Raw genomic sequence first — 23,639 nt, forward strand, 5'->3', positions numbered from 1 at the left:
CTCCACTATCTGGTTCGACAAAGGAACTCTATTGGCCCAAGCACCCGCCACGCGCACGCGAAAACTAAATAAGGACGAGCTGGTCATGGCCGCCGTCACCTTGATGGAGGAAGCCGGGGACAGCGGCTTTTCTTTACGCAAACTGGGGGAGCGAGTCGGCTGCGATCCAATGGCCGTGCTCTATCACTTCAAGTCCAAAGAAGGCTTGTTACGTGCAATGGCGGATTATTTAACGGGTCGCATTCAAGCGGTAGACACCGACTTGTCGTGGACAGAGCGACTTTATGAACTGGCCCGGCAGTACCGCGAACTGGCCTTGAACCATCCGCAGACCTTCAGGCAGATGCAGCGGTTTCTGAATACCGGCAAGGCTGACTATCTGGTTCTTGAGCAGGTTTATCGCGCTTTGCGTGATGGCGGCTTGAGCGACGCCGAAATCCCCGCCGCCTGTGTAGGCTGGTACGCCGCCCTCTACGGCTTGATTCAAGGAGAGCTGGGCGGGCTGATACGGCCAGTGACCGAGGAAGAGCTGAAGGAACTGGAACAATGGCCTGCCGAGGACGTGCCCATGTTGCGCCAGATTCTGCCCCGCTTTGTGCACCTGCAATCCGAGCAGGTATTCAAAATGATGATGGAACTGATACACGATGGTTTGATTGCCCATGCGGGGAAAGCGGCGACGCCTGCCACAGAGCAATAAGCCAGAGGCTGGTTTAGCAAAGGCCTCCTTGGGAAAACAAGAACGCCCCACAAACTGGAACTTTGTCCAATTTGCGGGGCGTTTTATATTCAGCCCGCCTGGGCGTTCTTAGCGCGTAAAGACCGCAATCGATTCCACGTGTGCCGTGTGCGGGAACATGTTCACCACACCGGCCGATTCCAGCGTATAGCCACCTTGGTGAACCAATACACCGGCATCACGAGCCAGGGTACCTGGGCTACAGGACACATAAACCAGACGCTCAGGACGTTCGTGCTTTTCCAGCTGAGCCAAAGCGGTAGCCACAGCAAAGGCACCATCACGAGGCGGGTCAATCAACATGCGATCAAAATGACCCAGATCACGCAGCCATTGCACGTCCACTTCAAACAGGTTCAGCGTTGTGAACTTTGCCTTGTCCTGCAAGTCATGAGCCAAGGCCGCTTCACCGGCACGCTCGGTCAAGGTGCTGCTGCCTTCAATCCCGACCACTTCGGCGGCACGACGTGCCAGCGGCAGGCTGAAGTTACCCAGGCCACAGAACAGGTCCGCAACACGATGCTCGGGCTTGACGTCCAGCAAGGTCAAGGCGCGCGAGATCAGGCTGCGGTTAATGTCGTGGTTCACTTGCGTAAAGTCCGTAGGACGATACGGCATGCGCAAATCAAATTCAGGCAGTGCGTAAGCCAGCTTGTCCGCATCTTCTCGCAGCAAGGGATGCGCCGTCTCCGGGCCCTTGGGCTGCAGCCACCAGCTAATGTCATGCTCTTGGCCGAAGCTCTGCAAACGCTGGATATCCTCGCTGGTCAACGGCTCCATATGACGCAAGGTCAAGGTCGTGATCTTGTCGCCCATGGCCAGCTCAATCTGCGGCAGGCGATCCGGGCGGGACAAGCCAGCCAGACAGGAGCGCAAGGGTTCCAGCAAGGCAGAAACCTTGGCGGGCAGCACTCGACATTCAGTCATGTCCACCACATAGCGGCCATTCTTTTCACGGAAACCGACCAGCACCCCACCCTTTTTAGGCACGTAGCGCATGGAGAAACGGGCGCGATAACGGTAGCCCCAGTAAGGGCCGTGCAAGGGCGCCAGCACGCGGCCTGGCTGAACCTTGCCGATATGGCCCAGAGAATCTTCCAGCACACGCTGCTTGACCGCAACCTGAGCCGAGGGCTCCAGATGCTGCATGGCACAGCCGCCACAGACACCAAAGTTGGGACAGGGAGGCTCGGCACGCTGCGACGAGGCTTTCAACAAAGCCGTCATGCGGGCTTTATCGTAGGAATCCTTGGAGCGCACCGTCTCGGCCAGCACTTCCTCGCCGGGCAAGGCGCCTTCCACAAACACCACTTTGCCGTCTTTATGAGCGACGCCGCGCCCTTCCAGATCCAGCGATTCAATTAACAATACGTCAGACATTCGATAAAAACCTAAATAAGCGTCCTGCCAAGCAGAATGGCGCAGTTGCATTGCTGCAAACGATGGCGAATCGCTGATTTTACAATGAGCATTCGGCACAACGGGTAAAAACAAGCAGAACGCGACAATGGCGGTTCAACAACACGATGGAATCCCTTATATCCGAGCCGAACAGGAGACATAGCCATCAAGTCCGGGGGATTTCCTTTCACCCCGTCATTCCGTACCAAACCGCCAAACGCGATCCACAAAAAAAGCGGCCAGAAGCCGCTTTTTTCAGTCCAGATACCGAGCTTAACGCGTAGGCAGATACGAGATCGGGTTGACCGGCGTACCGGAACGACGAATCTCGAAGTGCAGTCGTGGCGAGGTGGTGTCAGACTGACCCAGATCGGCAATACGCTGACCCTTGGTCACTTGCTGGCCAGTTTTGACGTGCAAGGTGCTGTTGTGAGCATAGGCCGTAATAAAGCCATTGCTGTGACCGACCAGAACCATGGAGCCCAGACCGCGCACACCGTTACCGGCGTACATGATCTTGCCATCAGCAGCGGCAACCACGGGATCGCCTACTTTGCCTTCAATATCAATACCCTTGGTCGAGGCATTGAAACCCTGGATGATCTTGCCGCTGGCAGGCCAGCCCCAGGCGATCAGGGCCGCATCACTGGCGCGAGGTGCAGACACGGGCGTCTCAGTCTTGACCGGAGTGGCCGGGCTGACTGGCGAGGTCTGTGTGCTACCGCTACCGGCTGGGCGAGTTGCCACCGCCGCCATCGAGGTGTTGCCATCCAGACGCAAGGTTTGACCCACGCGCAGCATGGAAGGATCCGTAATCTGGTTCAACTGGATCAGCGAGTTCACGTCCATGCCGTGCGCTTGTGCAATCTTGTAGAGCGTATCGCCAGGGCGCACCACATAGGTACCCGAGGCACTGCTGACGCTGCCTGCCGCCGAAGAGGAACTCAGGTCAGTGACTGGGGCACGCTCATTACGGCTTGCACAACCAGCCAGCAGGGTACTGGTGACCACAGCCGCCACCAGGCACTGACGAGGCGTCAAGAACCACTGTGTACCGGTGGAAGCAGCGGTTAACGGTAACCTGACTGCATGCTGCATATAAATCTCCTGAGAATATCTGACTAAATCTGGGTTCCGGCTCGCATCGGTACGAAGCGAACCGCATCAAGTTCTTCACGACGCCAAGTAGCCTGTCCGGTGCGTTCCACCAAAACCAGACGCTGTTGTGTCGTACCTTCAGGGGCGATCAGTCTCCCCCCCAATGTTAATTGTTCCAATAAGGTTCTGGGAATGACCGGACCGGCTGCCGCCACAACAATAGCATCATATGGTGCAGCCGCAGGGTAACCTTGCATTCCGTCACCAAACATTATTCGAGCCCGTTGCGACAGCCCTAATTGGCGCATGTGATCGCGGGCCATATCGCACAAACCTTTGATACGTTCTACGGCATACACTTCTTTGACCAATTGTGCCAAAACAGCAGCCTGATAACCACATCCAGCTCCCACTTCCAGCACCTTGGCCGGTATTTTCTGGTCACACACCAGGCTGATCATATGGGCCACCACCCAAGGCTGAGAGATGGTCTGCGCAAAGCCAATGGGCAAGGCATCATCTTCATAGGCCCGGCTGGCCAAACCCTGATCAACAAACTGATGGCGCGGTACTGCTTGCATGGCCGCCAGCACTCGTTCGTCGGTAATTCCCTGACGGCGCAAGCGCTCGATCATCATGCCACGCGAGCGTTCCGAGTTCAAACCCAGGTTGACACTTGTTGACACTTGCGGTGACAAACCGGCCGATGGTGTCGGTTGTAACTGACCCCGTTGCACAATACGTGTATTGCTGTTGCTGGCAGACAGACCACTACCCAGGCTGGACTTGCCAAACCGGTTCCGAGTGCCGTCTGCAAAAGGATAGCGCTTGCCTGGTTTACTTGTCATTGCATCCAGTCCCGCAATCCGGCCAGTTGCTCATGGTGGGTCAGGTCCGCGCGCAAGGGGGTAATGGATACCGCTCCTTGTTCAACTGCACCGAAATCCGTGCCCTGCTCGCTATCGGACACGCCACCGACACGGCCAATCCAATACACGGGCTCGCCATAAGGCGTCTGGCTTTTGACAACCGGCTCTGAAGGATGACGCTTGCCCAAGCGGGTGACTTGCGTACCCTTCAAGGCTTCGTAGGGCAAACAAGGAATGTTCACGTTCAGCAAGGTATTGGCCGCCAGCGGCTGCTTCTGACAACGCTGTACCAGATCCCGTGCCACGCGCGCCGCGCTATCCAGGTTCTTCCAGCCGCGCTCGATCAAGGAAAACGCAATCGCGGGAATACCAAACAAATGGCCTTCCATGGCGGCCGCTACCGTGCCCGAATACAGGGTGTCGTCGCCCATATTGGCGCCGTTATTAATGCCGGACACAATCAGATCGGGGCGAAAATCCAGCAGGCCTGTCAGGGCCACGTGCACGCAATCGGACGGTGTACCATTAACAAAATAAAAACCATTGCTGGCCTGGCGCAGCGACAGGGGACGATTCAAGGTCAGGGAATTGCTGGCACCGCTGCAATTGGTCTCGGGTGCAATGACAGTCAGCTCGCCCAGTCCTTGCAAGGCTTCATACAAAGCCTCGATACCGGCTGCTGTATAGCCATCATCGTTGGAGACCAGAATACGCATGCTTTACTTTTTCCGTTAAAAATCTAACAGGGGCAGCAAATTGTACCTGCTGCCTTTGGTATTTTGCTGCAAGGCCGGTAGAATCCGCGCAACAATAATTGTGGAGCTCAATCCTCATGAACGCCGTTTCTTTTGCTGTGGCCGCCCCGCTTGTCGCCCTCTTGTCCTATTTGCTGGGATCCCTGCCGTTTGCCGTAATCGTCAGCAAGATCATGGGCTTGCAAGATCCTCGCACCTTTGGTTCGAAAAATCCGGGAGCCACTAATGTACTACGTAGCGGCAATAAAAAAGCAGCCATTCTGACCTTGCTGGGCGATGCGTTCAAAGGCTGGCTGGCTGTCTTTCTGACCCAACAAGCAATCAGCCTCTGGGGATGGCCCGCCAGCCTGCTGGGCATCAGCGCCTTCTTTGCCTTTTTCGGCCATCTCTACCCTGTCTTTCTGGGCTTCAAGGGTGGCAAGGGCGTCGCGACTGCCATCGGCGTCATCCTGGCTCTCCTGCCCTGGCTGGCGTTGGCAACCATCGCTACCTGGCTGATTATTGCCTATGTCAGCCGCTACTCGTCCCTGGCGGCCATCATCAGTGCCATCTTCGTGCCCTTGTTTTACCTGCTGGGTGCCAAGGTCGCCTGGCCCATGAATGCGTCAATTGCCACGGCTTTTGTTCTGATCAGCGCCTTCTTGCTGTGGCGTCACCAGGAAAACATTCGTCGTCTGATGACGGGCAAAGAAAGCAAGATCGGTTCCAAGAAAAAATAAGCGCTAGCGCTCTTGCTGGGAGACAGGCTGATTCACACAGGCCAGATCCCAGCGAGGCCGGATGGCAAAGCCATGCTGGCTGTCATCCAGCGTCACCAAACCGTGCTTGACCCGCATGGCCGCCGCAAACGCAATCATGGCACCGTTATCGGTACAGAATTCCAGCGGCGGAAAAAACACCTCGCCCTTCAAACGCGCCACGGCTTTTTGTAAATAAGCCCGCAAGTGACGGTTAGCACCCACACCACCGGCCACCACCAGACGTTTCAAGCCCGTTTGCTTCAGGGCCTTGATGGCTTTGGCAGCCAGCACGTCCACAATCGCGGCCTCGGTCGCGGCCGCCAGATCAGCGCGCTGCTGTTCGCTAATCCCACCCTCTTCCGCTTCCAGCTTGCGCAGGCGCGTCAGCACGGCGGTTTTCAAACCACTGAAGCTGAAATCTAGATCCTTGCTGTGCATCATGGGGCGCGGCAGTTCGTAGACGCTGGGGTCACCGTGTTCAGCCAGACGCGACAAGGCCGGGCCACCGGGATAGCCCAGGCCCATCAGCTTCGCGCTTTTATCAAAAGCTTCACCGGCCGCATCATCCAGCGTTTCACCCAGCAATTCATATTGACCCACGCCATCTACACGCATCAGCTGAGTATGGCCACCCGAGACCAGCAAGGCCACAAAGGGAAACTCGGGACGCGGCTCGGCTAATAAGGGCGAGAGCAAATGGCCTTCCAGGTGATGGATGGCAATGGTCGGCTTTTTCAGCGACCAGGCAATCGACTGCGCCACACTGGCTCCCACCAGCAAGGCCCCGGCCAGACCGGGACCAGCGGTATAGGCAATGGCATCGACCTGATCGAGCTGCATATTGCAAGAAGCCAACACCTGACGTGTCAAAGGCAGGACACGACGGATATGATCGCGAGAGGCCAGTTCAGGCACCACCCCACCGTATTCACGGTGCATGGCGATCTGGCTGTGCAAGGCATGGGCCAGCAGGCCCTGTTCCGTGCTGACCAGCGCCACGCCAGTTTCATCGCAGGAACTTTCAAATCCAAGAATATTCATGGCGCTTATTTTAGCCTGCTGTATTGGGGAAAATAGGAATTTATCCCCTCAAGACAATAAGCGGATAGTGTGTGGGTTGTGCCGATACATCGCGACAAAGGGGGGCGACGCAGTGGCACACTCGTGGTTAAAATCCCGCATCGATAATTTCACGCTCCGATCGCCTAATAATCACAAGGAGGCTGCCCATGTTTGAACGTCTCTTCAAACTCACTGAGCATGGCACCAACGTCCGTACCGAGGTCCTGGCAGGTATTACTACCTTCCTGACCATGTCCTACATCATTTTTGTGAATCCAGACATCCTGTCGTCCACGGGGATGGATCGCAATGCCATTTTTGTAGCCACCTGCTTGGCCGCTGCTCTGGGCACCTTCATCATGGCCTTTGTGGCGAACTGGCCTATCGGCATGGCGCCGGGCATGGGTCTGAACGCCTTTTTTGCCTTCACCGTAGTCGCCACCCTGGGCTATACCTGGCAGCAAGCCTTGGGCGCGGTCTTTATTTCTGGCGTGATCTTCCTGATTCTGACGGTGACCGGCATCCGGTCCTGGCTGATTCGGGGCATTCCCAAATCCCTGCAAAGCGCAATTGCCGCCGGTATCGGCATGTTCCTGGGCCTGATCGCCCTGATGAACTCGGGTATTGTGGTGGCCCACCCCGCCACCAAGATTGGTCTGGGTGATCTGACCCAACCTGCTGCCCTGTACGCAATTCTGGGCTTTTTCATTATTGCCGCCCTGGACGCGCTGAAAGTACGCGGTGCAATCCTGATCGGGATTCTGGCCGTGACCATTCTGTCCATGCTGACGGGCCATAGCGAATTTGCCGGTGTGGTCTCCACCCCACCCTCGCTGATGCCCACCTTCATGCAGCTGGACATCATGGGTGCCCTGCACACCGGCTTTGTTCACGTGATTCTGGTTCTGGTGCTGGTAGAAGTGTTTGACGCCACCGGCACCATGATCGGGGTTGCCAAGCGCGCCCGCCTGATCGAAGAGGGCAAACCCAACCGCTTGGGCCGCGCCCTTCTGGCTGACAGTACCGCCATTGTGGCCGGTTCCATGCTGGGCACCAGCAGCACCACTGCCTACGTGGAAAGCGCCTCCGGTGTGCAAGCCGGTGGCCGTACCGGTCTGACGGCACTGACCATTGGCGTGCTGTTCCTGCTGGCCCTGTTCTTCTCGCCTCTGGCCGCAACCGTTCCTGGTTACGCCACTGCCCCCGCCTTGCTGTACGTGGCGTGCTTGATGATGCGCGAAATCACTGAAGTGAAATGGGACGACATGACCGAGGCTGTGCCTGCTGCTCTGGCTGCCTTCACCATGCCCTTCACCTACTCGATCGCCAACGGTCTGGCCTTTGGTTTTATCAGCTACGTGATCCTGAAACTGACAACCGGCCGCTGGCGCAGTATCCACCTGGCCACACTGATTGTCGCCATCTTGTTTGTGATCAAGTACGCAATCGCTACGGAATGAAAAACCCTACAGCAAACTCGTTTGGCGCTTTAGGGCTGTCTGGAAAACGAGTACACTGATTGCATGTTTAACGAAGCGGCTGAACACCATCAGCCGCTTTTTTATTGCGGAGGCTCCCCCATGAGCATCGTCGAACTGAACGAAGAAACATTCCAGGCTGCGGTAGAAGACGGCAAACCCCTGATCATCGACTTCTGGGCTCCCTGGTGCGGTCCATGCCGCCAATTCGCCCCCGTCTTTGACGCGGCAGCGGCCAAGCACCCCGGCGTGACCTTTGGCAAGGTGAACACGGAAGAAGAGCAGGAACTGGCCGCTGGCCTGCGTATTCGCTCCATTCCTACCCTGATGGTTTTCCGTGAAAACGTCTTGCTGTTCTCGCAAGCCGGCGCCCTGTCCGCTGCCCAGCTGGACGACCTGATCGAGCAAGTCCAGGCCGTGGACATGGAAAAGGTCCACGCTGAAATTGCTGCCCAGCAAAACCAGCAGCCTGACCAGGCTTAATTAGTCCGACTTGGCGGCTAGAGCATTACGCTGCAAGTTACCAAAAAACGGCTAAAAACAGGTTTGAAGCAAGACCTGTACGCAACAGCACAACGCTCTGAAAACACAGGCAGATCGTTGTGCTGTTTGCCTTCTGGCTACGCCAGACTCTCTAAGTCGCGGCAGCCATCACCTTGGCTTGTCCTGCACGAGCCCCCAGCGACCGATCACGTGAGGCCGTAATGGCTTTCACGATCTGCTTTGCATCGTCGCCCACTCCCATCACCAGAGCGGAAGCGCGGTTACGTTGCCAGGGTCGTCCCAGAAAATAAAGCCCTGAAACAGGCGACACCCCTTCTTCCTGCAAGAAACGGCCTTGATCGTCCAAGGCATGGCGGACCTGCAACCAATCAGTCTGGTCCCGGTAGCCTACGGCCCAAACGACAGCTGCAATCTTGTGGCTTTGGCCCCCATCAAAAATGGCCTCCCCACCCTTGGCTTCAAGCAGGCGAGGCATCAAGACAATTCCCCGCGCCGCCAGGCTTTCCAGGCTGCGATCCCGGTCCGGGAATGGATCCTTGCGCTGCATCAGACGACCAATACGGGATGAACCCGAGACATTCAGCAATCCCAGACGACGTAGCCACCACCAGATTGATTTCCCGAAAATACGTTCGGGCAGCATCTTTCTGGGTTTACCCCTTGCCAGTATGACTTCATGCCCGTTCCGGGCAAGCACAGCCAGATCACGTCCGCTAGCACCATCGCCTACCACCAGTACGGTTCCTGCTGGCACGCTGGAGCCGTCTCCGAAGTTTTCAGGTGTCAGCTGCAGCACCTCTGGGCCGAAACCTTTGGCCAAAGCGGGTATCACAGGATTTTGAAAACCGCCGGTGGCAATAATGACCTGACTGGCGCTGACGGACTCTCCGCTGGAGAGCAAGGCCGTGAATAGCCCGGCCGAGTCTCGTGTCAGTTTCTCCACCGACACGCCCAGACGTACAGGCAAACCGAAATGCTGAGCATAGCGCTCCAGATAGTCCGCGAACTCGTCACGAGCGGCGTAGCCATCTGGATCGCCCTCCAAGGACAAGCCCGGCAAAGCGCTGAACTCCCGCGTTGTGAACAGGCTTAGGGAGGCATAGCGCCGCCGCCAGCTATTACCGATCCGGGTTTCGGCTTCGAGGATCTCAAAAGAGAGGTTTTCCTGTTTCAGCCAATAGCCGGCTGCCAGCCCAGCCTGGCCAGCGCCAATGACCAGAACATGCTCCAACTTGCGCGTAGAACTTTGCGTAATCATGTCACCCTGCTTAGGTATATTTCCAACACCCAAGAGGCTAAAGATTGCAGTTACTTTAAGGTCAAGCATGATCTTCAGTCACCCACCGAAGGCAATATCGGCCTGATGCAGGTCTGTTTCTTTGCTATTGAAAGTCGATTTCAAGCGAGGGATAAAAACAAAAACGCCCCTTCTGTTGATAGAAGGGGCGTTATGGCTTCAAGCCTTCATGACACTAAAGCCATGTAGCCGCTCAAAGCAAAGCCGACACAAAGATTACTCGCAGTTTTCCAGCTCGATGATCGCGAAACCACTGCGTTTGATTTCATTCTCTACCGGCGCAGACGCCATTTCCGTATGGCAAAAGCGGCACTCGCGCGAGGTGAAATTTTCCACATTCACCCCTTTGGCCGCCAGATAACGCTGGCCATAGCTCAAGACTTTGTCCATATCCTTGGCATCGTCGCTGACCAAAATATCAAAGTGCATACGACGCCCGTCGGGACGCACAACATAGGTATCAAACACCGCAATCTTCATGACAAACCCTTTTCAGCAAAAAACCTAATAGGTACAGGTAGGCCCAGAGGAGGAAGAACCTTCCTTGTCGGTAATCCCCTCTTTCTTGTCCGCTTGCGCGGGGTGGCGAGCAATCAGCTGGCCGACAAACGCGCCCAGCCGCAGATCGTCCAGATGGCCCAATTCCTTCAGGGCCAGATTGCCGTCACGATCAAAAATGATGGTGGATGGCGTCCCGCCCAGACCCCACTCCTTCATGGTGCGCGGCAAAGGGCCGCTGTCTGAGGGCTGATCAATGGCGATGGGGAAATTCAGCCGGTACTCATGGACAAAAGCCTGCAAAGCCGCAGGGCCCATTACCTCGTGATGCTCGAACACGCTATGCAGACCAATGATGCGCAGATCATCGCGCGAGAACAGCGTATCCAGCTTCTTGGCTTGCGGCAGGCTGTTAATGACACAACCAGGACAAAGCATCTGAAAGGCCGTGACCACCACCACTCGGCCCCGCAAGGACGCCAGGCTTAATGGCGCGGTCGTATTGAGCCACTGACTGGCATGGATCTCGTAGGACATGGCATACACCCACAATGCTGACTAAACCCGATCATACCCGCAGGCTGGATGCAGACTTAGAAGGAATCAGAGGTATTTAGTATGGCCACAGCCTGGACGGTGCAGAGGGACAATCGTCTGGAAAAGATACCTTTGCGTCCAGAAGGCCACATCAAGGCAGATGGCGGCAAGAGGTCCATTGCGGACCTTGGGCTGAACAGAAAATGACTTACGCTTGCTCCAGGGGCTCACATTCACCCTGACCGCGCGTCATATTGATAAAGGACTGCTGAAAATCCGCTTTATGCTCGACCGGCAGATTCAAGAGCCACTGCACGCCTTCCGCATCGAATTGCTCGTCCTGAACCTGAACACCAAAGCTGTCGAAACGGGATTGAACCAGTGCCAGATCCGCAAAGGAGCAGCGGCAGCGCAAGGCTGCCATGGGAATCAGCTCCTGCTTGTCGGCAAGACGCAGACATTGAGCGGCCACGCCCCCATAGGCACGCACCAGACCGCCCGTACCCAGCTTGACGCCCCCAAACCAGCGTATCACCAGCACCGCGACACGGTCGCAGTCCTGGCCTTCTATGGCTTGCAAAATGGGACGCCCGGCTGTACCACCGGGTTCGCCATCATCATTAAAGCGGTATTCAGACCCGATCTTGTAGGCCCAGCAATTATGCGTGGCATCGGGCACACCCTTGGCCTGGAAGAAGGCCAAAGCCTGGCTGGCACTGTCTACAGGCGCAGCCAGTGCCAGAAAACGGCTTTTTTTGATGTCCTGCTCAAAGCTGGTGGGCTCACGCAGGGTAAAGACGGCCACCCCTAGCCTCAGTCCTGCTCGCGGCTGGCCAGGTAGTCTTCGTAGCCACCGCGGTAATCCACCAGACGGCCTTCAGGCATCACTTCGATAATGCGGGTTGCCACGCCAGAGACGAACTCGCGGTCATGGGACACGAAAATCAGGGTGCCTTCAAACTTCTCCATGGCCATCTGCAAGGACTCGATCGATTCCATGTCCAGGTGGTTGGTTGGTTCGTCCAGGAGCATGACGTTGTGACGGCCCAGCATCAGGCGCGAGAAGGTCATGCGGTTTTTCTCGCCACCGGACAACACTTTCACGGGTTTGATGATGTCATCGGCCGAGAACAGCATGCGACCCAGCACGGAGCGCAAGGACTGATCGTCGTCGCCCGCTTGACGGTAGTGGCTGATCCAGTCAAACACATTGTCTTCGGTGTCGAACTCGTCCGACACGTCCTGAGCCATATAGCCAATATCGGCGTTCTCGGACCAGACGACCGAGCCGCTGTCCGGGGTCAGATCGCCAGCCAGCAAGCGCAGCAAGGTGGTCTTACCCACACCGTTTGCACCCACAATCGCGATTTTCTCGCCCGCATCAATCATGGCCGAGAAGTTCTTGATGATGGGGTGATCGTAGGACTTGCTCAGCCCCTCGATGGTGACAGCCAGACGGTGCAGAACTTTTTTCTGTTCAAAACGGATAAATGGGTTCTGACGCGAAGAAGGCTTCACCTCGATGGTGTCTGCCTTCAGACGACCAATCTGTTTCAGGCGAGAGGTAGCCTGACGGGACTTGGACTTGTTGGCGGCAAAACGACGCACAAAGTCCTGCAGCTCGCCAATACGCTCTTTGGCCTTGGAGTTGGCCGCCAGCACGCGTTCGCGCGATTGCACCGAAGCCAGCATGTAATCGTCGTAGTTGCCGGGGTAGACACGCAGCTCGCCGTAATCCAGGTCGGCCATATGGGTGCAGACCTGATTCAGGAAGTGACGATCGTGACTGATGATGATCATCGTGCTCTGGTAGCTGTTGAGCACATCTTCCAGCCAACGAATGGTGTTGATATCCAGGTTGTTGGTCGGCTCGTCCAGCAGCAGAACATCGGGGTTGGAGAACAGGGCCTGTGCCAGCAGCACACGCAGTTTCCAGCCCGGAGCAACTTCGCTCATGGGCAACTGGTGCTGTTCGACCGGAATTTCCAGGCCCATCAGCAACTCACCGGCGCGGCTCTCGGCGGTGTAGCCGTCGTACTCGGCAAAACGGGCCTCCAGCTCGGCGGCCTTCATGTAGTCTTCTTCGGTGGCTTCCGGGTTGTCGTAGATAGCATCACGCTCTTGCATGGTGCTCCACATTTCGGTGTGGCCCATCAGCACCACATCCAGCACACGTTTGTCTTCGTAAGCAAACTGGTCCTGACGCAGCTTGCCCAGGCGCACGCCTGGATCCAGCGATACATTACCCCCGCTTGGCTCCAGGTCGCCGCCAATGATTTTCATGAAGGTAGACTTGCCCGACCCGTTGGCACCAATCAGGCCATAGCGGTTGCCTCCGCCCAGTTTGACACTGACGTTTTCAAATAAAGGCTTGGCACCAAACTGGATCGTTAAATTAGCGGTGGAGATCACGTAAACGTACTTTGAAAAAGGTTGAGTTCAACCCAGTAGTGTATCAAGCAGGCGCGAAATCCGTTAGTGCTCGTGTTCATCCAGGACCAGATAAGCCATGCCGTCCTCGGTGGCCAGGCCCACTTCCTTGCCAACAGGCAGACTGACCTTGACGTCCACATGGCCATAAGGCAAGCCCGTTACGACCGGAACCTTGACGGTCTCACGCAACCAGCGCACCACCGAGTCCATATCAAAGCCGTTATCCGAAGCCCCGGTCTTGTAAGCCGTGAAACGGCCCAGCACCACTGCCATCTGGCGATTCAGCACGCCAGCATGCCAAAGTTGCGTCAACATACGCTCGACCCGGTACGGAGCTTCGCCCACGTCTTCCAGGAACAAGATGCCACCATCAATCTGGGGGAAGTACGGCGTGCCCAGCAAGGAGCAAACCAGGGCCAGATTGCCCCCCCACAGAACACCGTGGCCATCGACCGCATCCGAATCCTCGGACTCAAAGCTGAACAGCTCCAGCTCGCCACGCATCAACTCCCCAAACAGCTCGGTCGTCAGCTCGTCAGTTTCATCGCCACCGAAGTCGGCAATCGCGGTCGGGCCGGTATAGCTGATGGCCCCGGTCTGCGCCAACAAGGCCAGATTGAAGGCCGTGAAATCCGACATGCCCACAAAACGTTTGCCGCTATCGGCCACTGCACGCCAATCGATCTGGCCCAGAATGCGGCTTAAGCCGTAGCCGCCGCGTGTCGCCATCACAATAGGCTGGGGCTGCTGCAAGGCGCGCTGTACAGCGGCCAGACGCTGGGCGTCCGTACCGGCAAAGCGTTCGTGCACTGCCAGAGCGTCCGGGTCTATGTCCACGGCAAAGCCCAGCTGGTTCAGACGCTGGCTGGCCAGCTCCAGGCGTTTGGGTTCAAGGATCTGGCCAGAGGGCGAAAACAGATAAATGCCCGAACTGTCCTGCTGCCCACAATGGTATTCGCCATGTTCGTGGTGATGGTGATGATGGTCGTGCTCGGGGCTGCTCATGATTAACCTTGAAAATAAAGTGCTGCTATTTTAGCGAGACTACTGGGCGTCATCCAGCGGCGATTGGACAGTTTGAGCCTGCTTTTGCAACTTCTTTTGTTCGCGTCGTTGGCGGAAAAAATCCCGCAGGGCCTGGGCCGCATCCTCGGACATCAAACCACCCGAAACCCGCGTGTGGTGATTCAGGGTGGGATGCAGATGCAAGGACTCCACACTGCCACACACCCCGGTCTTCGGATCGGCTGCGGCCCACACCACACGCGACAGGCGCGCATGCAACAAAGCGCCCAGACACATCATGCAAGGTTCCAGCGTCACAAACAGGCTGGCGCCGGGCAAGCGGTAATTGCCGACTTTACGCGTCGCGGCGCGCAAGGCCACGATCTCGGCATGCTGGGTGGGATCATGGTCACAAACCGTGCGATTGGAGCCTACAGAAAGCAGCCTGCCGTCCGCATCCAATAGTACGGCACCTACGGGCACCTCTCCGATGCTGGCCGCCAGTTGAGCCTGTTCCAGAGCTAAAACCATAGCCTGAGCATCACTCAAAACGTCACTCTCTGTTTGCGGTGGTAAGCTAGTTGGCATCGTTAAATCCATTGCGTTATTCAAACCCTGTCGGCACAGCAAAAGGGTCATTTTACTGTCTATGCAGAACACTCCTGATTCTCACGCTATTTTGCGTGTTCGAGGCCTGAGCAAACAATACGCAAACGGGCATCAAGCCCTGCACGCTTTGGACCTGGACATCTGGCGGGGCGAGATTTTCGCCCTGCTCGGCTCCAACGGCGCAGGCAAAACCACCCTGATCAGCATTATCTGCGGGCTGGTCAATCGCAGCAGCGGCACTGTGCTGGTAGATGGTGCAGACAATGTCATCGACTACAAGCGCGCCCGCCAGAAAATTGGGCTGGTGCCACAAGAGCTGAGTGCCGACTCCTTCGAGACGGTCTGGAATACCGTCAGCTTCAGTCGTGGTCTGTTTGGCAAAGCGCCCAATCCGGCGCTGATCGAACAGATTCTGAAGGACCTGTCACTGTGGGACAAAAAAGACAGCCCCTTGATTACGCTCTCGGGCGGCATGAAACGCCGCGTGCTGATTGCCAAGGCGCTTTCCCACGAACCGGAAATCCTGTTTCTGGATGAACCCACCGCAGGGGTGGACGTGGCCTTGCGTCAAGGCATGTGGGCCTTGGTGAAGCGGCTGCGCAGCCAGGGCGTCACCATTATTCTGACCACCCACTACATCGAAGAAGCCCAGGAGATGGCCGACCGCATTGGCTTCATCAATAAAGGTTCCTTGCAACTGGTGGAAACCAAAGACAATCTGATGCGCCGCCTGGGCGGTAAAACCCTGAATCTGAATCTGGCCGAGCCCATCAGCACCCTGCCCGCCTCTCTGGATGCGCTGGGACTGCAAACTGCGGCGGACGGAATGAGCCTTCTCTACCCCTTGGCCAACCGCGCACAGGACCATGACTTGAGCAGCTTGCTGGCAGCGGTTGGACAGGCGGGCTTGACGATTACCGACATCCATACCCGCGAGCGCAGTCTGGAAGATATTTACGTTGAGTTTGTAGGGGCACAATCATGAACTGGTACGCCATTCTGGCCATTTACCGCTACGAAATGTCGCGCACCCGACGCACCCTGCTGCAAAGCATTGTGGCACCCGTGATTTCTACAGCCTTGTATTTTGTGGTGTTTGGCGCTGCCATTGGTCATCGCATCAATGAAATTGGCGGTGTGCCCTACGGCGCCTTTATCGTGCCTGGTCTGACCATGCTGTCAGTGCTGACCCATAGCGTCTCCAACGCCGCTTTCGGGATTTACTTTCCGCGCTTTACTCGCAATATCTACGAGATTCTGTCTGCGCCCATTTCACACTTCGAGGTGACCCTGGCCTTTGTGGGCGCAGCAGCCACCAAGTCGCTGTTTCTGGCCGCCATCATCCTGATCACGGCGCGGCTGTTTGTGCCTTACGAGATTGCCCACCCCATCTGGATGCTGTGCTTTCTGGCACTGACCGCCCTGACCTTCAGCCTGCTAGGTTTCATTATCGGTATCTGGGCCGACAACTTTGAAAAGCTGCAATTCGTGCCCATGCTGATTCTGACCCCGCTCACCTTTTTGGGCGGCACCTTCTACTCCATCGACATGCTGCCCGAGTTCTGGCAAAAACTGACCTTGCTGAACCCGGTGCTGTACCTGATCAGCGGCTTTCGCTGGAGCTTCTTTGATCTTGGCGATGTGAATGTGTGGCTGAGCCTGGGCATGACACTGCTGTTTTTAAGCGTGTTTCTTGCCGTGGCGGGCTGGATCTTCAAAACGGGCTATAGATTGCGCCCGTAAATAAAAAAGCCGGGAATATCCCGGCTTTTTTTTGGCAAGTCGAACAGAACACGCATTCGCAAAATACTGAACGCGCAGTCAGGCCAGATCAATCAGGACGCACCGCGCAATCCATGAAACTGGCTTGCTCACCATACTGGCGCAGCTTTGCTTCCAGCACGGGTGCAGGTACACCTTCAATCGGCTTGTAGCCCAGACGCTGCCAATAGCCCACGGCAGGTCCCAAGGACACCAGACTGCAACGACGCAAGCCACGCTGCCAGGCATAGCGGCGACCGGCTTGCAACAAGGCTCCGGCTACCCCACGACCTTGCGCACGACGCATCACAGCGCAGTCGTGAATAAACCATTGGTCTGCAGGTGAAGGCAGGCTGTTCAGCGCATCGCCCAGAGACGGTGGCAACAGGCCCGCCCACGGATAGGACACCAAATAGCCTTGCAATTGATTGTCGGCATCGCGTGCCACCCAGCAGCTGTCAGGCGCCAGATCCAGACGGTTCTGATAAAAGCTGCGGTCTTCCAGAATATCCGCGTCGTACACATCCGCCTGGACTTCCAGCACCTGGCCCAGATCGTGCAAACGCATTAATTCAATTCGTAAATTCATGGCTGATACACGGCAGCGTCACGCCACCACCGTGCCGTTTCACTCGGTTTAGTCGCGGAAATTATCGTACTGCAAAGGCAATTCCACTTCGGTCTGTTTCAACAGAGCGATGGCAGCCTGCAAGTCGTCCCGTTTCTTGCCGGTTACGCGCAGTTTTTCACCTTGAATCTGCGTGTCCACTTTCAGCTTGGCGTTCTTGATGGCGGCAATCAGTTTCTTGGACGTAGGCTGGTCCAGACCCTGGCGCACTTTCACTTTCTGACGGGCACCAGCCACGTTTTCCAGAACCTTCTCGGTGTCCAGGCAACGCACATCAATACCGCGGGCAGCAATACGGCCACGCAGAATCTGCATCATTTGCTCCAGCTGAAACACGCTGGGTGCCGATTGCAAGATGGTGTTCTCGTCTTCAAGTTCAAATTTGGCATCCGTACCTTTGAAGTCAAAACGGGTGGCCAGTTCGCGGCTGGCTTGTTCAACTGCATTACGCAGTTCGTGGGTGTTGACCTCGGATACAACGTCAAAAGATGGCATTCCTAACCGTCCTGTTCCTTAAGTGCAGACAGGCCGCCTAAAGCGACCTGTGTGCTTTTTAGAAAACGCTGGTCTTAGTCCGAAGCGGCTTGCTTGGCCTGCTGACGCAGCGCGAATTTCTGTATTTTACCTGTTGCCGTTTTTGGCAACTCAATAAAACTGAAATGTCGCGGTATTTTAAAGCCAGCCAAGTACTGGCGGCAATGCGCGCGCAGTTCTTCCACGGTCACCTCCGCACCTGGGCGCAGCTCCACATAGACGTGCGGTGCTTCACCCCAACGCTCGTCAGGCTGAGCCACAACGGCCGCCGCCTGCACGGCAGGATGGCGATACATGACGTCTTCAATCTCGATGGAGGAAATGTTCTCGCCCCCGGAAATGATGATGTCCTTGCTGCGATCCTTGATGCGTACATAGCCGTCCGGCTCGCACACGGCCAGGTCGCCGGTATGAAACCAGCCGCCGCCCAGAGATTCTTCCGTGGCCTTGGCGTTTTTCAGGTAGCCCTTCATGGTGATATTGCCGCGGAACATGATCTCGCCCATGGTCTCGCCATCGGCAGGGACGGGTTCCATGGTTTGCGGGTCCAGAACCTGTACGCCCCCTTGCAGGTGGTAGCGCACCCCTTGACGAGCATTGCGCTTGGCGCGTTCCTGAATATCCAGCTCCCCCCAGGGAGCATGCTGCGCACAGACCGACGCGGGACCATAGGTTTCGGTCAGGCCGTAAACGTGGGTCAGTGCAAAGCCCATGCGCTCCATGCCTTCGATCATGGTGGCAGGAGGCGCAGCACCCGCCACCATGGCTGACACGCCCTTGGGCAGGCGGGACTTCAAGGCTTCGTCGGAATTGACCAGCAGGGAGTGCACAATCGGCGCGCCACAGTAGTGGGTAACACCGTAATCGACCATATTGTCGACCATGGCCTGGGCTTCCACCTTGCGCAAACAGACGTTCACGCCAGCGCGAGCCGCCACCACCCAGGGGAAAGTCCAACCATTGCAATGGAACATGGGCAGGGTCCACAGATAGACCGCATGCTTGGGCATATCCCATTCCAAGACGTTGGACAAGGCACCCAGATACGCGCCACGGTGGTGATAGACCACACCTTTGGGCTTGCCGGTGGTACCGCTGGTGTAGTTCAGGGCAATCGCGTCCCACTCGTTGGCGGGTAGTTTCCAGTCGTAATCCGGGTCGCCACCGTCCACGAACTCCTCGTAGCTTTGCGAGCCGATACGCTCGGCACCCGTGTCAAAGTAGTTGTCCACGACGTCAATGACCAGAATGGGCTCTTTGCTTTCGCGCAGGCTCAAGGCTTCTTTCATGACGGCGGCAAACTCGCTGTCCACCAGCACCGCACGCGCTTCGCCGTGATCCAGCATATAGGCGATGGTGCTGGCATCCAGACGGGTATTCAAAGTGTTCAGTACAGCGCCGCACATGGGCACGCCAAAGTGTGCCTGAACCATGGGCGGAGTATTGGGCAGCATCACGGCCACAGTGTCGCCTTTGCCAACCCCGGCCTTGGACAGCGCACTGCCCAGCTGACGGGTGCGGGCGTACAGCTGCGACCAGCTCATCTTGATGCCGTTTTGGGCGGGCCCGTAAACCAGAGCCGGGTAGTCAGGGTAGACAAAAGCACTGCGCTCGATGAAATCCAGCGGGGACAAAACACGGTAGTTGGCGTCTGTCTGGGGCAAATCCTGATCGTAAATACTCACCACAAAGTCTCCAAAAAAGGGCGGGCTAACCGAAATTCACGGCGGTCCGTCTGATAATTGCGCTCTTACATTAGCTGGCTACGGGCCTTTGGGCAAGGTCGCCTTTTCAGCCATAGAAGCGCATAATGACACGCTATCTTAGGTATATATCGCGACCGGCTGACTGCTCGCTGACAGTTTGCCCCCTACCTGAAGGCCTTTCATGCCCGTAGCCATGCTGTATATCGCCGCCGGTGGTGCCCTGGGCGCATTGGCGCGTTGGTTCTTGAGTCAGGCTTTGAATGCCCTGTTCCCTACACTGCCCCCTGGTACTTTGCTGGCTAACTTGATTGGCGGCTATCTGATGGGTATCGCGATGGCCTATTTCAGCGGCCTGGGCCTGGGTCACGAAGGCTGGCGCATGTTTGTCATGACGGGTTTTCTGGGCGGCCTGACCACTTTTTCTACCTTCTCTGCCGAGATCATGACCTTGATGATGCAACAGCGTTATCTATGGGCCATGGGCGGCATTGCCATCCACGTTGTCGGTTCCCTGCTGATGCTGGGCCTGGGCATGGCCACGTGGAGTCTGTTTCGGGGGCAAGCATGATAGATGTACATTTTTTTCAAGCCGGTTCCCCTCCTCCCGATGTCGAGCAGCGCTTTGGCAATCAGAATGCCTGGTTCAAGCGCGCCTTGCAGCCTCTGGATGTGAATATCCACACCTGGCGAGTCCATCAGGACGAGGCCCTGCCTGCACCGGATTGCCCGGACCCTGTGGTGATCAGCGGCTCCTGGAGCATGGTCACCGACAAGCTGGACTGGAGTGAAAACCTGGCTGCCTGGATTCGGGAGCGTTATCAGGCACAAATGCCCTTGCTGGGTATTTGCTATGGCCATCAATTAATGGCTCACGCCTTGGGCGGGCACGTGGATTACCACCCCAAAGGGGCCGAAGTCGGTTATCTGCCCATTCACTTGTCCGAACAGGCCCACGAACATGAGCTGCTGGCCAATCTGCCCATGCAGTTCCCTGCTCTGCTCACGCACCAGCAAAGCGTGCTGAGCTTGCCGGCCCATGTAGAAATACTGGGCAGCTCTGCGCACGATCCGCATCAAATTCTGCGTTACGGACCCGCGCAATGGTCGATCCAGTTTCACCCTGAGTTTTTTGCTGGACTGCTACGTTACTGCGTGCTGCGCAAGGCCGAATCCTGGCGTGCCCAGGGCATAGACCCGCAAACTCTGGCAGATCCCATTCAGGACACGCCCGACGCCCATCGCCTGCTGTGCAATTTTGTGCAGACTTATTCGTCCAGCGGCCCCAATGGGCGGCGAAAAAACTCACCGGGCGTTTGACCCATCAAGTCCCGAAAAGCGGCCACAAAGGCCGACATGCTTTCATAGCCACAGGCCAAAGCAACGTCGGTCACACGCTCCTGTCGCTCCAGCAAGGGCAAGGCACTCATGACACGCAAGCGCTGACGCCAAACACGAAACGTCAGCCCAGTTTGCTGACGAAACAGACGGCTCAAGGTTTTTTCGGACAAGCCCTGTTGCTCGGCCAAATCCTGCAAACTCCAATCGCCTGATGGCTGGGCCTGCAATTGCTCGCATACCTGCAAGAGGCGCGGGTCTGAAGGCCAGGGCAGAATCAGGCCACTTTCAGGCGCGGCCAACAAACGATCCAGCAAGACCTGTACCAGACGTCCCTGCGCCCCCTCGCGTTCGTACAGCACGGGCAAAAGGCTGAACTCGCGGATCAGCTCGCGCAATAAACGGTCTACGACCACCACCCGACACACCGTAGGCGCCTCTGGCAAGGCGCTGACATCAATATACAGACTGCGAATCTGGGCATCGGGCGAGCTGCGCACCCCATGCTCCACGCCCGCTGGCACCCACACCGCCTGTTGAGGCGGCGCCATGAAGCGCCCGCTGGCCGTACGCACTTCAATCACCCCCGTCAACGCATAGGAAAACTGCACCCAGGGATGCCGATGTGGGCGAGCAATGGCCTGATTGGGCAAGGTGCGCTCCTGACCGTATAAAGGTCTGGGCAGATAACGCAGCTGCTGCAAACTCTCTGGAATCCGCTCAGCAGGCATCAGAATGTCCGTTTGTCGATAATCCATATCCGTTTAGCGATAAACCCCCAAAAAGGTCTACGGTAAAGTGATGCCTTTCATTACGCAAGCCTTTCAAGCCTCTAACAAACCCATGCTCTCTCAACTGCGACTGCTTTTTGACAACTTCACCCTGATCCTGATCAGCGTTGTGGCACTGGCAAGCTTCTTTCCCGCCTACGGCCAGGGCGCAGTGATCTTTGACGTGATCACTGGTCTGGCGATTGCCCTGCTGTTCTTCATGCACGGGGCCAAGCTGTCCCGCGAAGCCATCATTGCCGGGGCCACCCACTGGCGTTTGCACCTGCTGGTCTTTGGCTGCACCTTCGTGATGTTTCCGCTGCTGGGCCTGCTGTCCAAGCCCCTTTTGCTGCCCTTGCTGGGCATGCCCCTGTTTGTGGGCATTCTGTACATGTGCGCCCTGCCCGGCACCGTGCAATCGGCCATTGCCTTTACCTCGATTGCTCGCGGTAATGTGCCCGCCGCGATTTGCAGCGCCTCGGCCTCCAGCCTGATCGGTATTGTGCTTACACCCGTTTTGCTCAAGCTCCTGCTGGATGCAGACGGTGGCTCGGCTACCTCGACCCTGGATGCCATCAAGAAGATCAGTCTGCAATTGTTGCTGCCCTTTGTGGTCGGCCACCTGATGCGCCCCCTGATTGGCAAATGGATGGACCGCAACCGTAAATGGCTGCGTAGTGTGGACCAGTCCTCCATCTTGCTGGTTGTCTACACCGCTTTCAGTGCTTCGGTGATTGGTGGCCTGTGGCAAGCCGTACCGCCCAAGTCCCTGGCCATCCTGGCCGTGGTCTGCCTGGTCTTGCTGGCTATCATCCTGTTCCTGACCACCTGGCTGGCTCGTAAGCTGGGCTTCAATAAAGAAGACGAAATCACGATTGTCTTCGGTGGCTCCAAGAAAAGTCTGGCAACTGGCGTGCCCATGGCCCAGGTGCTGTTTACCGGCGCTGCCATTGGCCCGGCCCTGCTGCCCATCATGATCTTCCACCAGATTCAGTTGATGGCTTGCGCATTCATTGCGAATCGTTATGCGCAGCGCCCGGAAACGCCGGAAGAAAAAATCAGCCTGCAAAAGGCCTGATCACAAGGCAAATAAAAAAGGCCTGGTTTCCTGGAAACCAGGCTTTTTACTGAGTAGATCTCAAAGCAAAACCGGCACTTTGAATTGCTCCTGCAGGCGGCTGGATAGCCAATCTTCAGGCGCTTTTTCAATGGCCGGTTTCAGCCTATTTACAGATCCGAGATGTACACAAAAATATTGGTCCCGTCGTACTTGAACGAGCCATCCGGATTCTTTTGATTCAGCACCTTGCGCAAATCAACAGGATGCAGCCACCCCGCCCCCAGCAGACCACCATTGATTGCCCGGATCTCGGTCCCGCCCACCGCAATGGCTGCATGGAAGAACTGCATGCCAGTAACTCGGCAAAACCCAATGGCTTTCCCACCGGGTAAAGAGCTTTGTCCATCCCACTTCCTGCCTTTGGGGAAATTAAATAAAGGCAACCAGTTCTGGGCAGATATGGATGTTAATTGTTCATAGCTGATTTTGGCGTTATATAAATAACGCATATAAGCCGCGGCATCATAACAAACACCTTTCATATAGGCCGTAATATCATCCGGCCCATGAATAAGATGGTTGTCTGCATAAATAACTCTATCGGGTGCTGAAAGCTTGGCAGTCTTCGTGCCTTTATCTGTCAAATTCATGGATAAATCCTTATAAACAGATGAAAAACCTCGGCACATAGTAGCAGTGGATATAGTCTTAAAACTCAAAAAAAACACTATTCCCTGATTGAATTAAATAATCAAAAAACAGCATCGCACCTAATCAATGGATTAAGACAAAAATAAAAATATTTAAATTAAACATTATT

General features: G+C 56.4%; 26 protein-coding genes. 9 read left to right on the forward strand and 17 right to left on the reverse strand.

The genetic code is table 11. The annotated features are described in order from the left end of the window. The first annotated feature begins 31 nt into the window (after nucleotides 1-31). A complete protein-coding gene (locus DUD43_RS10800) occupies nucleotides 32-700 on the forward strand; it encodes a TetR/AcrR family transcriptional regulator (RefSeq protein ID WP_153230293.1) in 669 nt (222 codons plus the stop codon). A gap of 108 nt (nucleotides 701-808) precedes the next feature. Here DUD43_RS10800 and rlmD read toward each other — a convergent pair whose 3' ends face one another. The 4 genes from rlmD to surE all read right to left on the reverse strand — a co-directional run bounded on the left by rlmD (nucleotide 809) and on the right by surE (nucleotide 4,823). Further along, entirely contained in the window at nucleotides 809-2,119 is a 1,311-nt protein-coding gene (rlmD, locus tag DUD43_RS10805) for a 23S rRNA (uracil(1939)-C(5))-methyltransferase RlmD (RefSeq protein WP_228125765.1), read from the reverse strand. Nucleotides 2,120-2,413: 294 nt separating this feature from the next. Further along, complete coding sequence (locus DUD43_RS10810) at nucleotides 2,414-3,238, reverse strand: peptidoglycan DD-metalloendopeptidase family protein (protein ID WP_153230295.1); 825 nt, start codon at nucleotides 3,236-3,238, stop codon at nucleotides 2,414-2,416. A 23-nt stretch (nucleotides 3,239-3,261) separates the two neighbouring features. Next, on the reverse strand, nucleotides 3,262-4,086 hold the full coding sequence (locus DUD43_RS10815) for a protein-L-isoaspartate(D-aspartate) O-methyltransferase (RefSeq protein WP_153230296.1): 825 nt from the start codon (nucleotides 4,084-4,086) through the stop codon (nucleotides 3,262-3,264). Continuing rightward, nucleotides 4,083-4,823, reverse strand: a complete 741-nt coding sequence (gene surE / locus DUD43_RS10820) for a 5'/3'-nucleotidase SurE (protein WP_153230297.1) — start codon at nucleotides 4,821-4,823, stop codon at nucleotides 4,083-4,085. The genes DUD43_RS10815 and surE overlap by 4 nt, the downstream gene beginning before the upstream one ends. A gap of 116 nt (nucleotides 4,824-4,939) precedes the next feature. Between surE and plsY the strand changes: the two genes are divergently transcribed. Then, entirely contained in the window at nucleotides 4,940-5,581 is a 642-nt protein-coding gene (plsY, locus tag DUD43_RS10825; protein WP_153230298.1) for a glycerol-3-phosphate 1-O-acyltransferase PlsY, read from the forward strand. Nucleotides 5,582-5,584: 3 nt separating this feature from the next. Here the strand turns inward: plsY and tsaD are convergent, their stop codons facing one another. Continuing rightward, complete coding sequence (gene tsaD / locus DUD43_RS10830) at nucleotides 5,585-6,643, reverse strand: tRNA (adenosine(37)-N6)-threonylcarbamoyltransferase complex transferase subunit TsaD (protein WP_153230299.1); 1,059 nt, start codon at nucleotides 6,641-6,643, stop codon at nucleotides 5,585-5,587. Between the two features lie 188 nt (nucleotides 6,644-6,831). Here tsaD and DUD43_RS10835 point away from each other — a divergent pair, with 188 nt between their 5' ends. Beyond that, on the forward strand, nucleotides 6,832-8,124 hold the full coding sequence (locus DUD43_RS10835; protein WP_153230300.1) for an NCS2 family permease: 1,293 nt from the start codon (nucleotides 6,832-6,834) through the stop codon (nucleotides 8,122-8,124). A 120-nt stretch (nucleotides 8,125-8,244) separates the two neighbouring features. After that, nucleotides 8,245-8,625 (forward strand): thioredoxin, encoded by a 381-nt coding sequence (gene trxA / locus DUD43_RS10840; protein ID WP_009462103.1) that lies wholly within the window; start codon nucleotides 8,245-8,247, stop codon nucleotides 8,623-8,625. A 151-nt stretch (nucleotides 8,626-8,776) separates the two neighbouring features. Here trxA and DUD43_RS10845 read toward each other — a convergent pair whose 3' ends face one another. The 7 genes from DUD43_RS10845 to tadA form a co-directional block, all read right to left on the reverse strand. Beyond that, nucleotides 8,777-9,904 (reverse strand): flavin-containing monooxygenase, encoded by a 1,128-nt coding sequence (locus DUD43_RS10845; protein ID WP_153230301.1) that lies wholly within the window; start codon nucleotides 9,902-9,904, stop codon nucleotides 8,777-8,779. A gap of 255 nt (nucleotides 9,905-10,159) precedes the next feature. Beyond that, a complete protein-coding gene (locus DUD43_RS10850) occupies nucleotides 10,160-10,423 on the reverse strand; it encodes a DUF2024 family protein (protein ID WP_153230302.1) in 264 nt (87 codons plus the stop codon). Between the two features lie 24 nt (nucleotides 10,424-10,447). Next, entirely contained in the window at nucleotides 10,448-10,978 is a 531-nt protein-coding gene (locus DUD43_RS10855) for a redoxin family protein (protein WP_153230303.1), read from the reverse strand. A gap of 208 nt (nucleotides 10,979-11,186) precedes the next feature. Beyond that, nucleotides 11,187-11,783 (reverse strand): IMPACT family protein, encoded by a 597-nt coding sequence (locus DUD43_RS10860; protein ID WP_153230304.1) that lies wholly within the window; start codon nucleotides 11,781-11,783, stop codon nucleotides 11,187-11,189. 8 nt (nucleotides 11,784-11,791) lie between these two features. Beyond that, nucleotides 11,792-13,390, reverse strand: coding sequence for an ABC-F family ATPase (locus DUD43_RS10865; RefSeq protein ID WP_153230305.1), 1,599 nt, complete (start codon nucleotides 13,388-13,390; stop codon nucleotides 11,792-11,794). Nucleotides 13,391-13,453: 63 nt separating this feature from the next. Next, nucleotides 13,454-14,416: an LD-carboxypeptidase gene (locus DUD43_RS10870; protein WP_153230306.1), complete on the reverse strand. Its 963-nt coding sequence runs from the start codon at nucleotides 14,414-14,416 to the stop codon at nucleotides 13,454-13,456. A 39-nt stretch (nucleotides 14,417-14,455) separates the two neighbouring features. Next, complete coding sequence (gene tadA, locus DUD43_RS10875) at nucleotides 14,456-15,004, reverse strand: tRNA adenosine(34) deaminase TadA (protein WP_228125766.1); 549 nt, start codon at nucleotides 15,002-15,004, stop codon at nucleotides 14,456-14,458. Between the two features lie 61 nt (nucleotides 15,005-15,065). On the opposite strand from tadA, the gene DUD43_RS10880 reads away from it, so the two are divergent. Further along, a complete protein-coding gene (locus DUD43_RS10880) occupies nucleotides 15,066-16,010 on the forward strand; it encodes an ABC transporter ATP-binding protein (RefSeq protein ID WP_153230307.1) in 945 nt (314 codons plus the stop codon). After that, nucleotides 16,007-16,768: an ABC transporter permease gene (locus tag DUD43_RS10885; protein WP_153230308.1), complete on the forward strand. Its 762-nt coding sequence runs from the start codon at nucleotides 16,007-16,009 to the stop codon at nucleotides 16,766-16,768. Before DUD43_RS10880 ends, DUD43_RS10885 begins: the two co-directional genes overlap by 4 nt. An 88-nt stretch (nucleotides 16,769-16,856) precedes the next feature. On the opposite strand, the gene DUD43_RS10890 is transcribed toward DUD43_RS10885, so the two are convergent. The 3 genes from DUD43_RS10890 to DUD43_RS10900 form a co-directional block, all read right to left on the reverse strand. Further along, nucleotides 16,857-17,375, reverse strand: coding sequence for a GNAT family N-acetyltransferase (locus DUD43_RS10890; RefSeq protein WP_376912118.1), 519 nt, complete (start codon nucleotides 17,373-17,375; stop codon nucleotides 16,857-16,859). 48 nt (nucleotides 17,376-17,423) lie between these two features. Further along, nucleotides 17,424-17,909: a YajQ family cyclic di-GMP-binding protein gene (locus DUD43_RS10895; RefSeq protein ID WP_108727566.1), complete on the reverse strand. Its 486-nt coding sequence runs from the start codon at nucleotides 17,907-17,909 to the stop codon at nucleotides 17,424-17,426. Nucleotides 17,910-17,983: 74 nt separating this feature from the next. Beyond that, on the reverse strand, nucleotides 17,984-19,636 hold the full coding sequence (locus DUD43_RS10900; protein WP_153230309.1) for an acyl-CoA synthetase: 1,653 nt from the start codon (nucleotides 19,634-19,636) through the stop codon (nucleotides 17,984-17,986). Nucleotides 19,637-19,835: 199 nt separating this feature from the next. Here DUD43_RS10900 and crcB point away from each other — a divergent pair, with 199 nt between their 5' ends. Continuing rightward, nucleotides 19,836-20,222, forward strand: coding sequence for a fluoride efflux transporter CrcB (gene crcB / locus DUD43_RS10905; RefSeq protein ID WP_153230310.1), 387 nt, complete (start codon nucleotides 19,836-19,838; stop codon nucleotides 20,220-20,222). Then, nucleotides 20,219-20,971 (forward strand): glutamine amidotransferase, encoded by a 753-nt coding sequence (locus DUD43_RS10910; RefSeq protein WP_153230311.1) that lies wholly within the window; start codon nucleotides 20,219-20,221, stop codon nucleotides 20,969-20,971. Before crcB ends, DUD43_RS10910 begins: the two co-directional genes overlap by 4 nt. Here the strand turns inward: DUD43_RS10910 and DUD43_RS10915 are convergent. Beyond that, nucleotides 20,920-21,747 (reverse strand): AraC family transcriptional regulator, encoded by an 828-nt coding sequence (locus DUD43_RS10915; protein WP_035271826.1) that lies wholly within the window; start codon nucleotides 21,745-21,747, stop codon nucleotides 20,920-20,922. The genes DUD43_RS10910 and DUD43_RS10915 overlap by 52 nt on opposite strands. Before the next feature lie 85 nt (nucleotides 21,748-21,832). Here DUD43_RS10915 and DUD43_RS10920 point away from each other — a divergent pair, with 85 nt between their 5' ends. Beyond that, on the forward strand, nucleotides 21,833-22,837 hold the full coding sequence (locus DUD43_RS10920; protein ID WP_153231606.1) for a bile acid:sodium symporter family protein: 1,005 nt from the start codon (nucleotides 21,833-21,835) through the stop codon (nucleotides 22,835-22,837). A gap of 149 nt (nucleotides 22,838-22,986) precedes the next feature. On the opposite strand, the gene DUD43_RS10925 is transcribed toward DUD43_RS10920, so the two are convergent. Further along, on the reverse strand, nucleotides 22,987-23,469 hold the full coding sequence (locus DUD43_RS10925; RefSeq protein ID WP_228125767.1) for an urea amidohydrolase: 483 nt from the start codon (nucleotides 23,467-23,469) through the stop codon (nucleotides 22,987-22,989). Nucleotides 23,470-23,639: the final 170 nt, after the last annotated feature.

Origin of the sequence: Alcaligenes faecalis, assembly GCF_009497775.1 — a bacterium.
GTDB classification, from domain to species: domain Bacteria; phylum Pseudomonadota; class Gammaproteobacteria; order Burkholderiales; family Burkholderiaceae_B; genus Alcaligenes; species Alcaligenes faecalis_D.